This window comes from Agrobacterium sp. GW821-FHT02D03 (assembly GCF_059421725.1).
In genome coordinates this window covers 1,338,678-1,353,167 of the sequence record NZ_JBWKVN010000001.1, presented here as the reverse complement: position 1 = coordinate 1,353,167, position 14,490 = coordinate 1,338,678, and the positions used below count along the sequence as shown (strand labels likewise).

The following is a 14,490-nucleotide window of genomic DNA, read 5'->3' as shown; positions in this document are numbered from 1 at the left end:
CACAAAACCTACCGGACGATGGTCAGCGTTTCCGCCGCGCGGGTCACTGCGGTGTAAAGCCAGCGTTCGCGCGTGTCGCGAAACGCGTAGCTTTCATCGAAGAGCACGACATTGTTCCACTGCGAACCCTGCGCCTTGTGGACCGTCAGTGCATAGCCGTAGTCGAACTCGTCATAGCGCTTGCGCGTCGACCACGGAATTTCCGTATCCGTCTCCTCGAAGGCCGCTTTGAGCAATTTGATCTTCGCCGCACCGCGATCCATATCGTCGTCTTCCGGCCTGATCATCAGATTGATGCCCGGCTTGACCGTCTCCCGAGACGAACTCATCACCTGCCAGAGAGACCCATTGAGCAGACCCTTGGCCGGGTCGTTGCGCAGGCATACCAGCTTGTCGCCGGATTGCGGGTATTCCGCCGAAAAGCCCTTCAACTCGCGAAGCCGCTGATTGTAGCGCTTGCGCGTCCGGTTTGTCCCGACCAGGACCTGATCCGCGTCCAGCACCAGAGACTGGGTCACCTCCGACTTGGAAATCACCTGCGCGGTGCCGTAGTCGCCACGCATGATCTCGCGTCCCTCTCGCACATCCATGGCAAGCTGGATAATCGGGTTGTCCTTCGCCTGACGATGGATTTCCGACAGCAGATAATCCGGCTCCTGCTCGGTGAAGTAACCACCGCCTGAAACCGGCGGCAACTGCCCGGGATCGCCCAGCACCAGAACAGGCGTGCCGAAGCTCATCAGGTCCTTGCCGAGCTGCTCATCCACCATCGAGCATTCATCGATGATGATGAGCGCGGCCTTGGCAAGCGGGCTTTGGCGATTGATGGTGAACATCGGCGCAATCGATGTCTTGCCGGTTTCTTCGTCCTCGACGGCTTCTTCGCCACGCGGCCGATAGATCAGCGAGTGGATGGTGCGGGCATTGGAAGCGCCACGCGAACGCAGAACCTGCGCGGCCTTGCCGGTGAACGCGGCAAACAGTACCTCGCCATCGACATGCTCGGCAAAGTGCTTGGCGAGCGTGGTCTTGCCCGTGCCGGCATAGCCGAAGAGACGGAATACCGGCGAACGGCCTTCCTTCAACCAGCGCGAAACAGCCTTGAGGGCTTCATCCTGTTGCGGAGAAAATTGCATCCATCCTCTTCGCAGGATTCGAGCCGTAAGCGCAACAGAAAAAGAACGAAAGAAGAATGTTCCGCCCGAGCGCGACGGGAAGACGCAACTGGCGGACGCTGGCAATGGCATCCCACGTCACATTTGATTAGATAGATGCATGAAGATATTGATTCTTGGTGCAAGCGGCTTCATCGGCTCGGACATTCTTCGCAGGTTGCACAATGACGGCCATGTCGTCACCGGTCTGGCGCGCAATACCGTCACGGCCCGCCGGAAATTCCCCCTCGCCAACTGGATCGATGGTGATCTTGCGCGGATGAAGGATGCCGACAGTTGGACAGAACTGGTGGCGGACCATGAGGTCATCGTCAATTGCGCAGGTGCACTTCAAGATGGTCTGGCAGACAATCTCTCCGCCACGCAGTTGGACGCGATGCTGGCGCTCTATGAAGCCTGCATTCTGGCACGCGGCAGGCTCATCGTTCAAATTTCCGCGCAAACCTCCGGTACCGCTGCAAACTTGCCGTTCCTGGCGACCAAACGCGGCGCCGACGAAGCCCTTGCCGCGAGTGGTTTGCCGCACGTCATCTTCCGCCCTGCCCTCGTCATCGGTCGCAACGCCCATGGCGGCACAGCACTCATCCGGGCACTCGCCGGTCTGCCCCGCGTCGTTCCTCTCACGCATGCGGAGAGCCCCGTTCGCGTTGTTTCGGTCAACGATGTCGCCTCGGCCGTATCGCGGGCCGTCAGCGGACACATTGCGCCGGGAAGCGACCTGCATCTGGCAGCCGATGAGACCGTGACGCTGAAAGACCTCGTTGCGCTGCATCGCCAATGGCTCGGCCTTCCACCTGCAAAGTTTCTTTCCCTCTCACCCGCCATAGCCAAGCCTGTCAGCATGTTGGCGGATCTCGCAGGTTATCTCGGCTGGCGCTCGCCGCTTCGATCCACGGCCATGGCGGTGATGTCGGAAGGCGTGTCGACCCAGGCACAGACGAACACGCTCTCGGTCGCAACGGCCGCCGAGACGTTGGCGCGTCATCCATCTGCCGTGCAGGACCTCTGGTTCGCTCGCCTCTATCTGCTGAAACCGATCGTTATTCTCTGCCTGTCGCTCTTCTGGCTGCTGTCCGGCCTCGTTCCGCTGGCAAATCTCGAGGGTGCTGCAAGCCACTTCCTAACCTTACTGCCACCATCTGCGGCCACCGCCCTCACACTTGCAACCTGTGTACTCGACATCGGCCTCGGCCTTGCCGTCCTCATCAAGCGCTTTTCCAGAAGAGCCATGCAGGGAATGCTGTTGTTGACGGTACTCTATCTTCTTGGTGCAACGGTCCTTGAACCGTCGCTCTGGCTCGATCCGCTCGGGCCACTTGTGAAGGTGCTGCCATCGATCGTTCTCACTCTGGCGGCGCTGGCGACGCTGGAAGAACGGTAAGCCGCATGACGCTGGAAGACATGCTCCGCCTCGCTCATGTCATCGGCGCCACGGTGCTGCTCGGAACCGGGGCGGGCATCGCCTCTTCATGGTCATGGCCCGTCGCAGCGAGAACCCGACTCTGATTGCCCATGTTGCAGAAACGGTGGTGATCGCCGATACCATCTTCACGGCAACGGCCGCCATCCTTCAACCGATCACCGGCTATCTTCTGGCACGCCTGATAGGCTGGCCGCTGACGCAAGGGTGGGTCTGGCTCTCGCTCCTACTCTACGTCTTCGTCGGTCTCTTCTGGCTTCCGGTCGTCTGGATTCAGATCAGGCTGCGCGATATTGCCAGGGCCTCGGCAGATGCCGGTTCGGCTCTACCGCCTCAGTGGTTCAAACTGTACAGAATCTGGTTTGCCTGCGGCTTCCCGGCCTTCTTCGCTGTCATCGCGATCGTTTGGCTGATGCTGACGAAGCCGGATCTTCCTTTCGGAATTGGATGACGCGAGAAGCTTGGCCGGCCCTTGAGCTTCACTTCAACATCGGCCAAAGGCTGAGCACCAACAGCACCGCCATGGTGATGTTGAACCATTTCAACCGCGCCGGAACGGAGAGCCATTCGCGCAGCACAGAGCCGAACCCCGCCCATGTTGAAACGCTCGGAAGGTTCACAGCCGCAAATGCAAGACCGACAAGCAGGACCGTCAGCATATACTGGCTCTCATCCGTGTAGGTCGCCATGGCAGCGACCGCCATCACCCACGCTTTTGGATTGACCCACTGAAACGCAGCCGCACCGAAAAATGTCATGGGCCTTGCACCGACCTTTCCGTCACCCAGGCTGCGAGACGTTCCAATCTTCCAGGCCATCCAGACGAGATAGGCGCCGCCGGCAAATTTCAAAGCGGTGTAGAGCACCGGGATCGAGTGCAGCAGCGCGCCAAGTCCAAGCCCGACGCCGATCAGCAACGATAGGAAACCTACGCCAATACCAAGCATGTGCGGAATAGTCCGGCGAAAGCCGAAATTCACACCGGACGCAAACAGCATCATATTGTTCGGCCCTGGCGTGATCGATGTGGTGAATGCAAACACCAGAAGCGCGATGAAAGTCTCGATCGTCATGAATATCCCCTTGAAGCGCCATCCTATTCACCAGCTAGGGAGAAAACCAGCAGTCGGCTCAAATGGCATGTCGCACAAGTTTTGATGGATCGAGAGGGACTGCTTCTGGTTTATTGTCTGAGAAAGATAAGAGGAGGCCTTCATGTATGACGATATCCCAACGCTGACCCTACCCTCGGGAAGAGACATTCCCGCTCTCGGCATCGGCACCTGGAACATGGGCGAGAGCCATGCCGAAGAGGCACAGGAGGTGGCAAGCATCCGCAAAGCGGTCGAGCTCGGCATGACGGTTGTCGATACGGCGGAAATGTATGCCGACGGGCGATCGGAAGAGATCGTTGGGACGGCAATTGCGGATCTGCGCGACGAGGTGTTCCTCGTCAGCAAGGTCTATCCCTTCAACGCCAGCGCGACGGGAACGATCGAGGCTTGCGAACGCAGCCTGAAACGTCTCGGTGTCGATCACCTGGATCTCTACCTTCTCCACTGGCGAGGCTCCCACCCATTGGAGGAAACGGTCGCGGCATTTGAAACGTTGAAGCAGTCCGGCAAGATCCGGGACTGGGGCGTGTCGAATTTCGATACGGACGACATGGAGGAGTTGTTCGAGGTTGAGAACGGTCGCCACTGCGCGGTCAACCAGGTGCTTTACAACCTGTCCCGGCGCGGCGTGGAATATGACCTCCTGCCCTGGTGCCAGGAGAAGGGCCTGCCACTCATGGCCTATTCCCCCATCGAACAGGGGCGAATTCTCAACAATCATGAACTGATCCGCATCGCCAAGGCGTATCAGGCAACGCCGGCCCAGGTGGCACTCGCCTTCCTTCTGGAACGTGACGGCGTGCTTGCCATCCCCAAGAGCGCCAAGCCGGAACGGGTCGAGGAAAATCGCGGCGCGACCGATCTCGATATCAGCGATGAGGACTGGGCATCGCTCGATGCTGCTTTTCCGCCACCGACCAGAAAGACGTCACTGGCGATGTTGTGATTCCATTTCATCGGCTTAGCGCCGTTTGCGGATTCTATTTCTGAGGCTCGCAGCATAAAGACGAAACAAAAAAGCCGGGCGTTCTTCACGCCCGGCCTCATCATTTGAACTTGTCGTTTGGGTGTTCTCAGAACTCTTCCCAGTCCTGCTTGACGGCTGCATTGCCGGAGAAGGCGGTTGCAAGCTTGCGACCAAGCGCGCGGGCGGGTGACGATGCCGGACGTTCCGCAGGCGTTGCGGTTCTGATCGGTGCTTCGAAGGTGGCAGACAGCTTGAACTGGCCGAGAAGCTGGTTCAGCGAAGAGGCTTCGCGGGCAAGACCATGGCTGGCAGCCGTCGTCTCTTCCACCATCGCCGCATTCTTCTGCGTGTCCTGGTCCATCTGGTTCACAGCCGTATTGATCTGCTGCAGACCGGAGGACTGTTCCTGTGCCGCTTCCACGATCGCCATGACGTGGCGGTTGATTTCCTGCACTTCGGCCACGATGGTTTCCAGCGCACGGCCGGTCTCGCCGACAAGCTCAACGCCTTCCTGAACCTGGGTGTTGGACGTCGAGATCAGACCCTTGATGTCCTTGGCGGCACTGGCAGAACGCTGTGCCAGTTCACGCACTTCCTGGGCAACGACCGCAAAGCCCTTGCCTGCTTCACCGGCACGGGCAGCTTCGACACCGGCATTCAGCGCCAGAAGGTTGGTCTGGAAGGCGATCTCATCGATGACGCTGATGATGTTGGAAATCTCACCCGACGACTTCTCGATCCGCTCCATGGCAACGACAGCCTTGCGAACGACCTCACCCGACTGTTCGGCACCGGTGCGGGCCTTGGCAACCAGATGACCGGCTTCCTGGGCGCGACGGGTGGAGTCCTTCACCGTGGTGGTGATTTCTTCCAGTGCCGCTGCGGTTTCTTCGACCGAGGCTGCCTGCTGTTCGGTGCGCTTGGCAAGATCGTCGGCCGCGGCACGGATTTCGTTTGCACCGGCATCGATGCCACGGGCATTCTCGGCCACGCGGGTCAGAGCGGATTGAAGCTTTTCGGCAGAGGCGTTGAAGTTCTCGCGAACCGTATCGAGATGGGCAACGAAAGGCTGGCTGATGCGATAAGAGACATCGCCATCCGACAGGCGTGACAATCCGTTGGCGAGATTGTCGACGGCAAACTGCGTGTCCGCGGCTTCCTTGGCCTTCTGCTCGTCGCGGGCAATGCGCTCTTTCTCCGACAGGCTGCGATTGGCATCTGCTTCCTGTTCCAGACGGATGCGCTCAAGCGCATTCTCGCGGAAGACGGCAACGGCCTGCGCCATTTGACCAACCTCGTCCTTGCGACCAATGCCGTCTACCTCTTCGCGCGTCTGACCGCCTGCAAGCGACACCATGCGCGTGGAAAGCCGAGCGATCGGGCCGGTAATTCCACGGGACGATACCAGCAATGAGATGGCTACAGCGGATGAGAACAGCAACCCGAGTGCGATAAGAGAGTAAAGTATGGTGGAATTGGTGAGGGCGGACAGAGTGTCAGACTGATCAACGACCTCCTTCAGAGAATTCTCATTCAACGCCCGGATATCGGCTCGCCAATCGGCAATTTGCGCGTTGACGTCAGTCAGCTTACGGCGCGCAGTCAGGAAATCGCCGTTCTTCATCATCACCCAGACTTCATCAGTGGCCTTCACGATGGCGCGTGCCCGGTCGGTAATGCCAGACAGAGATGAACTAATTTCTGGAAGAAGCTTAGGCGCTGCCTCAAGCCTGGCAAAAAGCGCACCAACGTCTTTCTTGTAATCATCCTGGATTTCGGCTGGCTTACGGCCTTGCTCCGCTTGCAATAAACCAAGCGTCGTATCGTAACCTAGGGCCACAAGAGATGTATTTGCACGAAATAGCTCAGTCGTGGCGGCGCTATTCTTTGAAATGAGGTCGGAATAGGCGGTGTCGGCATTCTTGTAGTTGATAGCAACAGCGCCCACACCCCCCCAGACCAACCAGGGAAACCGGGAGTATCAGGCTCAGTATCTTGGTGCGAATTTTTGCGTTCTCGAAAAACGACATTTGTCCTCGCTTAAATCAGGCTGCAGATGACAATAGCGACCGCCAACCGATACCCCTCCGAGGCCACGGATCATTGCTTTGTCTATCATGATGAAACGCACCGTCATGGCGCGAAGAACGGCCGCCACTATGCGAAAGAACAAATGTATAAAAGTTTAATCGACCCGCCCTGCGCCAAAAATTTCAAGAAAAACCGTTATGCATCATAAGTTTACGTAACGTGAGGAGCGTCCGCGCAACAGCAGCAGACCCTCGCCTGCCCTGCATTCATACCAGAGCTCTGCCCTCCATATTTACACCGGAAGATGTAAGGGCGCACAGCGACAGGTCGTGCTCGAGCGATGCCCACCACGTGACAGACAGGGACTTAGGCGCATCACGCTCCCACTGGCGAGGCAACAAGCAAAAAAGAAGGCCCCACGAAGTGGGACCTTCCTCAGCATTCGATCGACAATCAAAAGAGCTTACATACCCTCCGGACCGCGGTTCATCGCCGCAATGCCGGTACGGCAAATCTCGATCAGGCCGAGCGGCTTGATGATCGAAACGAACTGATCGATCTTGGAGGACTTGCCGGTGATCTCGAAAATGAAGTGATCGAGCGTCGCGTCCACCACCTTGGCATGGAAGGCATCCGCAAGGCGCAATGTCTCCGCGCGATCTTCGCCGCGTCCTGCGACCTTGATAAGCGCTACTTCGCGTTCGATTGGACGCTCCTGCCCGGCCTGGCGGGCACGCACCGTCAGATCCACCACGCGGTGAACAGGAACGATCCGCTCAAGCTGCGCCTTGATCTGCTCCAGGACACCAGGCGTACCACGCGTCACGATGGTGATGCGCGACAGATGCGCCTCGTGCTCGGTCTCCGAAACCGTCAGGCTTTCAATGTTGTAGCCACGGCCGGAAAACAGGCCGATCACGCGGGCAAGGACGCCCGGCTCGTTGTTGACGAGAACGGAAAGCGTGTGGTTTTCCACCATCGCCGTTTCCGTCTGGATGAAGTATGCGGAGCCGGTGGGCTGTAGGTGTGCGTTCATGTCTTTATCCTCTTCCCACGCTTAAACGAGCTGGCGGCCCTTGGCATCGATGGCATTGGCGACGGCTTCGTCCGTTGCTTCATCCGGCAGCAGCATCTCGTTATGTGCCTTACCAGACGGAATCATCGGGAAGCAATTGGCAAGATTGGCAACGCGGCAATCGAAAATCACCGGTCTCTTCACCGCAATCATCTCGGCAATCTTGTCGTCCAGCTCCTTCGGATCGTCGCAATACATGCCGACAGCGCCGTAGGCTTCCGCCAGCTTGACGAAATCCGGCATCGCTTCGGTATAGGAGTTCGACAGACGGTTGCCGTGCAGCAGCTGCTGCCACTGGCGGACCATGCCCATATACTGGTTGTTCAGAATGAAGATCTTGACCGGCAGATTGTACTGGATGGCGCAGGACATTTCCTGAATGCACATCTGGATCGAGGCGTCACCGGCAACGTCGATGACCAGCGCATCCGGATGAGCGACCTGAACGCCGATGGCGGCCGGAAAGCCGTAACCCATCGTGCCGAGGCCACCGGAGGTCATCCAGCGGTTCGGCTGTTCGAAGCCGAGGAACTGTGCCGCCCACATCTGGTGCTGGCCGACTTCGGTGGTGATGTAGGTATCGTGCCCCTTAGTCGCTTCCGACAGACGCTCCAGCGCATATTGCGGCATGATGACGTCGTTGGAATTCTTGTAGGCAAACGAGTTGCGCGCCCGCCAGCGAGCGATCTGGCTATGCCACTCTGCTGTCTGCGCCTTTTCAGGCTTGGCAGGCAGTGCCCGCCACAGACGAACCATATCTTCCAGAACATGACCGACATCGCCGATGATCGGAACGTCGACGCGAACATTCTTGTTGATCGAGGACGGATCGATATCGATGTGGATCTTCTTGGAATTGGGCGAAAAGGCATTCAGCCGGCCGGTAATACGGTCGTCGAAACGCGCGCCGATACAGACCATGACGTCACAATCATGCATGGTCATGTTGGCTTCGTAAGAACCATGCATGCCGAGCATGCCCAGCCACTTGTCCCCGGAGGCGGGATAAGAGCCGAGACCCATCAGGGTGGAGGTGATCGGGAAACCAGTCAGCTCGACCAACTCGCGCAGCAGCCGGGTGGCTTCCGGACCGGAATTGACGACACCGCCGCCGGTATAGAAAACCGGGCGTCTCGCCTTCGACATCAGTTCGATTGCCGCGTGGATGGCGTTCAAATCGCCCTGAACCTTCGGCGTATAGCTCTTCTGCTGAATGGCAGCGGATGGTGGCGTATAGGTGCCGGTGGCGAACTGGATGTCTTTGGGAACGTCGACGACGACCGGGCCCGGGCGACCCGTCTGAGCAATGCGGAAGGCTTCATGAATGATGCCCGCCAACTCGTTGACGTCCTTGACGAGCCAATTGTGCTTGGTGCAGGGGCGCGTAATGCCGACGGTATCGCATTCCTGGAAGGCATCGGAGCCGATCAGCGTGGTGGGAACCTGGCCGGAGATGCAGACGAGCGGAATGCTGTCCATCAGCGCATCCTGCAAAGGCGTAACAGCGTTCGTCGCACCTGGACCGGACGTCACGAGCATGACGCCGACCTTGCCGGTGGAGCGCGCGTAACCTTCCGCAGCGTGGCCGGCACCCTGTTCGTGGCGAACCAGGATGTGCTGGATTTCTTCCTGCTGGAAAATCTCGTCATAGATCGGGAGAACTGCACCGCCCGGATAGCCGAAAATATGCTCGACGCCATTGTCCTTGAGCGCGCGCAAAACGATTTCCGCGCCGGTCATGCGATTGCTGTTGTCCGTAGTATCCTTATCCGTCATTGCCTGTTCCATCCCGATTTGGCTCTTGGATATCGCTGAGCGTGACCGCCCAAGTGGAGACATAAAAAAAGGCCCCTAGAGGAGCCTCGTTCAGCGCATGGGTGCTTTCGCCGGATGGTTACACCATCCTGCCCATGCGCCGTCCCACCACGATAAGTACGTTAAGATTTTTCATGGAGCGGAGTGTTAGACAGAAACCGGATTGGCGTCAACGCAAAATGCCGAGAAAATGCACCGGTTCTTAACTTTATTGCCGCGGACCGCCCGCCAACGCAATAAAAATGCGCGAGCATTACACCACTTGTTAAAGCCAGGAGGTCTATAACCTGCCGACAAGAAAAAGACGGCCTTGTGAAGACATCGGCATCGACCTGGCAGGGACAACACGTGCTTAACGAAGATCTGCAGACATCGGCGAAAGCTGGAAATCACGACCGCCGCGACGCTCAGACAGCGGGCAACCGCATGCTCGGACGCGTGATCTTCTGCAGCGGCTCGAAAGCCAGAATCTCCGTCACCACCGATAGCGCCAATCCAAGCTTTGCTCAGTTGTGGTCCGTCGGGCGCCTCATCTCCATTGATCTCGGTGAAACCCGTGTCGCGGCCCTCACTTATGCCATGAATGTCGATGGCCCGCTCTGGTCCGAACGCGAACCGAACACGCTGCTCATCGATGTCGAACTGCTCGGTGAAATCTACTCCACGCCAGAAGGCATCGAACAATTTACAAGCGGCATCACCCGCTATCCCTATCTCGGCGCCATCGCGCACCGCATCCGCTCCAGCGACCTCGTCCGCATCTATGAGAATAGCGCGAGAGGCAGCTGCATCATCGGTCATCTGAGCCAGGATCAGAGCGTCGATGCCATCGTCAATATTCCGGAAATGCTCTCCAAGCACTTTGCCGTGGTCGGCTCCACCGGCGTCGGCAAAACGACAGCGGTCACCCTGCTTCTTAACAAGGCCATCGAGAAGGACCCCAAGCTCCGGGTGCTGGTCCTCGATCCACATAATGAATTTGCCGCGGCCTTTCCCAACACTTCCGTCGTCATCGACACCGATACGCTGGATCTGCCCTTCTGGCTGATGAAGCTCGAAGAGTTCACCGAAGTGTTGTTTCGTGGGCAAGAGCCGCCTGCCGACGAATTGGATGTCCTGCGCGATCTCATCCCGGAAGCCAAGCGCGCTTTCCGCGGAACCGACGCCTCGACCATGCGTCGTGCCTCGGAAAAAACCGCACTGACCGCCGACACGCCGGTCCCATACCGTATTGCCGATCTTCTGGCGCTTATCGACGAGCGCATCGGACGGCTGGAGGGGCGCGGAGAAAAGCCTGTCCTTCGCACCCTCAAGCTGCGCATCATGGCGGCGATCAACGATCCGCGCTACCACTTCATGTTCTCCAACAGCACCATCAGTGACACGATCATGGAGACGGTGGCGCATATCTTCCGCGTGCCGGGAGATGGCAAGCCGATTTCGGTATTCCAGCTCGCCGGCATCCCGTCTGAAGTCGTCAACTCCGTCGCCTCGGTTCTCTGCCGCATGGCCTTCGAATTGGCGCTTTGGGGCCAAGGCTCGATCCATACTCTGGTGGTCTGCGAAGAGGCGCACCGCTACGTTCCGGCCAATCCGGGACTCGGCTTCTTCCCAACGCGCCAGGCCATCGCCCGCATCGCCAAGGAAGGCCGCAAATACGGCGTCTCGCTTGGCATCATCACGCAGCGCCCCGGTGAACTCGACCAGACGATCCTGTCGCAGTGCTCCACGGTCTTTGCCATGCGCCTGTCCAACGACAACGACCAGGAGATCATCCGCTCGGCGATTTCCAATTCATCGACGTCGACGATCAGCTTCCTGTCCTCGCTTGGCAATGGCGAAGCGATTGCCTTCGGCGAAGCGATCAACGTGCCGATGCGCATGCGCTTCAACCGCCTGCCGCCGCACATGCTGCCAAAGGCAAATGGCATCATCAGCCACCACCATGAAGATGTGCCAGACAATGTGGACCTGCGCTCCATCGTAAAAAGGATGCGCGCAATCTCGGGCCCGGATATCTCCGGCTTCCGGCAGAGCTATGAGGCAACGGTTGCCAAGGATGTCGGCGAGGTCGAGATGGGGGGCTGGACCTATGACTCGTCCGAGACCAACGGCGGAGACTGCGAACCCTACCGTCCCGACATGCTTCCGCGTATCAACAAAGCCGCCGCATCGAAGCCGGAACCGGAGCCACCAGCCTCTCCAGCGCCGGACACCACCCGCCCGTTCTTCACCAATGAGACACGCTCATCCATTCGCGAGACCTTGCTGAAGAAACCTCTGGGAAGCCTCTACAAGAAGGACTGAAGCATGGTCCACGCAAAACTGTGCACCGGTTTTGCGATAACGACATGCGACACAACAAAGACTATAGCGCAGGAAGCGAATCTGAGAGATCGTGACGCGCGCTCTCTTCCTTGATCAACCCATCGTGCTTTCCGAAAATCGATTCCGACTTTCGGGCCGATGCGGTAAGAGGCTCACGGGATGATGCGCTGCCAGTCCGGCCCCATCTGGTTGCGAAACCAGGTCATTTGCCGCTTGGCATATTGACGGGTCGCCGCTGCGGCTTTCTCGATGACCTCGGCCTCAGTCATTCGACCGTCCAGCATCTCGGCAATCTGCGATACGCCGATCGCCTTCATCGCAGTCGAGTCTGAGGGAAGCGCAAGAGCAAGAAGCGCCTTGACCTCCTCAACCGCCCCGCTTTGCATCATGCCGGCAAAACGGCGGTTGATGCGATCATGCAAAACGCTGCGCTCCGGCAGAACCACGATCTTGCGCGCACGATCGGGATTGACGATCATCGGACCCGTTGCAGTCTGAAATGACCGGATCGATTGCCCGGTCGTCTCGAAAATCTCCAGTGCTCGCACGATCCGTTGGCCATCCGTCGGCATCAGCGTCCCTGCCATCTCCGGATCTCGCGCTTCCAGTTCGCGGTAGAGAGCAGCGCTTCCCTCGTCCAACAGCCGCTGCCTATACCCTTCCCTTATTTCCGCAGGAATCGCCGGCATGTCCGACAACCCACCGGTCAGCGCCTTGAAGTAGAGCCCCGTGCCTCCCACGATCACAGGGAGCTGCCCCTTTCCCCTCACCTCATCGAGACGTGACGTTATGTCCCGCAGCCATTCACCCGTCGAATAGAGCGCGTTGGCGGGGACGTGACCGTAAAGATAATGCGGCACACCCTCCATCTCCGCCACCGAAGGCCGGGCCGTCAGCACCTGTAGGGTGTCGTAAACCTGCATGCTGTCTGCATTGATGACGACGCCGCCGTGTTCGCGCGCCAGACGAAGCGCAAGCGCGGACTTGCCGCTTGCCGTCGGGCCGGTTATCAGGATCGCATCGAATGGTTCATCAAGGTTTTTCATCATGGCTTTCGTTGCCACGCTTATCGCCAATCCGTCAAATCCTGTTCTCGGCCCAGCCCTTGGCGAAACCGCGGCGCAGGCCGTTGGCGCGTCCGGGCTCTATTGGCTGGCAGACGGCATTGCCTGCGATATCGTGCTGCCGCAAGGCGCCGATACGGACGCGGCGCACAAGACCCTGTCCTCCGCGATAGCCGGCCAGCCGATCGATATCGTCATTCAGGATCAGGACACCCGCCGCAAGAAAATCCTGATCGCCGATATGGATTCCACCATGATCGGCCAGGAATGCATTGATGAACTGGCTGCCGAGGTTGGATTGAAGGACAAGGTCTCGGCGATCACCGCGCGTGCAATGAATGGCGAGATCGCCTTCGAGCCTGCACTGCGCGAGCGCGTCGCGCTACTGAAGGGCCTGCCTGTCTCCGTCATCGATGAGGTCATTGAAAAGCGCATCACGCTGACCCCCGGTGGCAAGGAACTCGTGGCGACGATGAGGGCGAAGGGATACTATACCGCGCTCGTTTCCGGTGGCTTCACCGTGTTCACCACACGCGTCGCGGACATGATCGGCTTCCAGGAAAATCGTGCCAACATTCTGGGTGAGCAGGACGGACAACTGGACGGCACCGTGGCCGAACCCATCCTCGGCAAGCAGGCCAAGGTCGACGCCCTGATCGACATTGCCGACACGCTCGGTATCTCGCCGGAAGATGCGCTGGCCGTTGGCGATGGCGCAAACGATCTCGGCATGCTTCACCTTGCTGGTAGCGGTGTGGCACTCCATGCCAAGCCTGCCGTCGCAGCCGAAGCAAAGATCCGCATCGATCACGGCGATCTGACCGCCCTTCTTTATCTCCAGGGCTATCGCAAGTCGGATTTCGTTACCGCATGATCATTCACGGCACACCGCGCCTCATCCTGCGCGACTGGAAGGACAGCGACCGCGCCCTCTTCCGCGAGATCAATGCCGATCCCGAGGTTATGGAGTTCTTTGCCGTTCGTCGGAGCGATGAAGAATCCGACGCCATGATGGATCGGATCAATGCCATGATCCACGCCACCGGCTTCGGTTTCTATGCCATGGAAAATCGCGAGACCGGCGAACCCATGGGATTTTGCGGCGTCGCCCCCGTCACGGTCGACGACGTCTTTGCGCCCGGCACCATGGAAATCGGCTGGCGACTTGCTACCCGATACTGGGGAAAGGGCTATGTGACCGAGGCGGCCAAAGCGCTGCTGGCCATGGCTTTCGACGACAAGCGCCTTACAGAGGTCGTCTCTTTCGCCGTCCACAATAACCATCGTTCCACCGCGGTGATGAAGCGCATTGGTTTGAAACGTAACCCCTCACGCGATTTCGATCATCCGCGCGTGCCGGAAGAGACACATCCGCATCTGAGGCCCCACGTGACCTACGCGCTGACGCTGGAGGAGTGGCGCGCGCGATAACGTCACGCCTCCTCGCCAACGCATGGTGCAAGCAAGACTGTGCAGCGGTGTTGCGATGACGACATGCGA

Annotated in this window: 11 protein-coding genes and 1 pseudogene; 6 read left to right on the top strand and 6 right to left on the bottom strand. The window is 58.8% G+C overall.

Annotated elements, in window-relative coordinates:
• Positions 1–8: 8 nt before the first annotated feature.
• Positions 9–1,136, bottom strand: a complete 1,128-nt coding sequence (locus AC07U5_RS06250) for an ATP-dependent DNA helicase (protein ID WP_062426576.1) — start codon at positions 1,134–1,136, stop codon at positions 9–11.
• Between the two features lie 139 nt (positions 1,137–1,275).
• Here AC07U5_RS06250 and AC07U5_RS06245 point away from each other — a divergent pair, with 139 nt between their 5' ends.
• Positions 1,276–2,556: an SDR family oxidoreductase gene (locus AC07U5_RS06245; protein WP_494722563.1), complete on the top strand. Its 1,281-nt coding sequence runs from the start codon at positions 1,276–1,278 to the stop codon at positions 2,554–2,556.
• Positions 2,557–2,561: 5 nt separating this feature from the next.
• A pseudogene (locus AC07U5_RS06240) lies at positions 2,562–3,046 on the top strand (DUF2269 family protein).
• Between the two features lie 28 nt (positions 3,047–3,074).
• Here AC07U5_RS06240 and AC07U5_RS06235 read toward each other — a convergent pair.
• Complete coding sequence (locus AC07U5_RS06235) at positions 3,075–3,668, bottom strand: LysE family translocator (protein ID WP_494722562.1); 594 nt, start codon at positions 3,666–3,668, stop codon at positions 3,075–3,077.
• Between the two features lie 142 nt (positions 3,669–3,810).
• Here AC07U5_RS06235 and AC07U5_RS06230 point away from each other — a divergent pair, with 142 nt between their 5' ends.
• Positions 3,811–4,656 carry an aldo/keto reductase gene (locus AC07U5_RS06230; RefSeq protein ID WP_494722561.1) on the top strand — a complete coding sequence of 282 codons (846 nt, stop codon included), beginning with the start codon at positions 3,811–3,813 and terminating at the stop codon, positions 4,654–4,656.
• A gap of 127 nt (positions 4,657–4,783) precedes the next feature.
• Here AC07U5_RS06230 and AC07U5_RS06225 read toward each other — a convergent pair whose 3' ends face one another.
• The 3 genes from AC07U5_RS06225 to AC07U5_RS06215 form a co-directional block, all read right to left on the bottom strand.
• A complete protein-coding gene (locus AC07U5_RS06225) occupies positions 4,784–6,625 on the bottom strand; it encodes a methyl-accepting chemotaxis protein (RefSeq protein ID WP_494722560.1) in 1,842 nt (613 codons plus the stop codon).
• A 546-nt stretch (positions 6,626–7,171) separates the two neighbouring features.
• Positions 7,172–7,744: an acetolactate synthase small subunit gene (gene ilvN, locus AC07U5_RS06220; RefSeq protein WP_062426570.1), complete on the bottom strand. Its 573-nt coding sequence runs from the start codon at positions 7,742–7,744 to the stop codon at positions 7,172–7,174.
• A 21-nt stretch (positions 7,745–7,765) separates the two neighbouring features.
• Complete coding sequence (locus tag AC07U5_RS06215; RefSeq protein ID WP_112521606.1) at positions 7,766–9,559, bottom strand: acetolactate synthase 3 large subunit; 1,794 nt, start codon at positions 9,557–9,559, stop codon at positions 7,766–7,768.
• Between the two features lie 387 nt (positions 9,560–9,946).
• Between AC07U5_RS06215 and AC07U5_RS06210 the strand changes: the two genes are divergently transcribed.
• The gene (locus AC07U5_RS06210) at positions 9,947–11,905 is read left to right on the top strand and encodes an ATP-binding protein (RefSeq protein WP_494722559.1); all 1,959 of its coding nucleotides are present in this window, start codon (positions 9,947–9,949) and stop codon (positions 11,903–11,905) included.
• 173 nt (positions 11,906–12,078) lie between these two features.
• On the opposite strand, the gene miaA is transcribed toward AC07U5_RS06210, so the two are convergent.
• Positions 12,079–12,975: a tRNA (adenosine(37)-N6)-dimethylallyltransferase MiaA gene (gene miaA, locus AC07U5_RS06205; protein WP_494722558.1), complete on the bottom strand. Its 897-nt coding sequence runs from the start codon at positions 12,973–12,975 to the stop codon at positions 12,079–12,081.
• On the opposite strand from miaA, the gene serB reads away from it, so the two are divergent.
• A complete protein-coding gene (serB, locus tag AC07U5_RS06200) occupies positions 12,974–13,864 on the top strand; it encodes a phosphoserine phosphatase SerB (protein ID WP_494722557.1) in 891 nt (296 codons plus the stop codon). The two genes, miaA and serB, sit on opposite strands and share 2 nt — an antisense overlap.
• Positions 13,861–14,421 (top strand): GNAT family N-acetyltransferase, encoded by a 561-nt coding sequence (locus AC07U5_RS06195; protein ID WP_494722556.1) that lies wholly within the window; start codon positions 13,861–13,863, stop codon positions 14,419–14,421. The genes serB and AC07U5_RS06195 overlap by 4 nt, the downstream gene beginning before the upstream one ends.
• Positions 14,422–14,490 lie beyond the last annotated feature (69 nt).

Bases quoted from the DNA above. Each gene is read 5' to 3' on its own strand.
- miaA (WP_494722558.1), bottom strand. From the start codon at position 12,975: ATGATGAAAAACCTTGATGAACCATTCGATGCGATCCTGATAACCGGC.
- AC07U5_RS06245 (WP_494722563.1), top strand. From the start codon at position 1,276: ATGAAGATATTGATTCTTGGTGCAAGCGGCTTCATCGGCTCGGACATT.
- AC07U5_RS06195 (WP_494722556.1), top strand. From the start codon at position 13,861: ATGATCATTCACGGCACACCGCGCCTCATCCTGCGCGACTGGAAGGAC.
- AC07U5_RS06230 (WP_494722561.1), top strand. From the start codon at position 3,811: ATGTATGACGATATCCCAACGCTGACCCTACCCTCGGGAAGAGACATT.
- serB (WP_494722557.1), top strand. From the start codon at position 12,974: ATGGCTTTCGTTGCCACGCTTATCGCCAATCCGTCAAATCCTGTTCTC.
- AC07U5_RS06235 (WP_494722562.1), bottom strand. From the start codon at position 3,668: ATGACGATCGAGACTTTCATCGCGCTTCTGGTGTTTGCATTCACCACA.
- AC07U5_RS06215 (WP_112521606.1), bottom strand. From the start codon at position 9,559: ATGACGGATAAGGATACTACGGACAACAGCAATCGCATGACCGGCGCG.
- AC07U5_RS06250 (WP_062426576.1), bottom strand. From the start codon at position 1,136: ATGCAATTTTCTCCGCAACAGGATGAAGCCCTCAAGGCTGTTTCGCGC.
- ilvN (WP_062426570.1), bottom strand. From the start codon at position 7,744: ATGAACGCACACCTACAGCCCACCGGCTCCGCATACTTCATCCAGACG.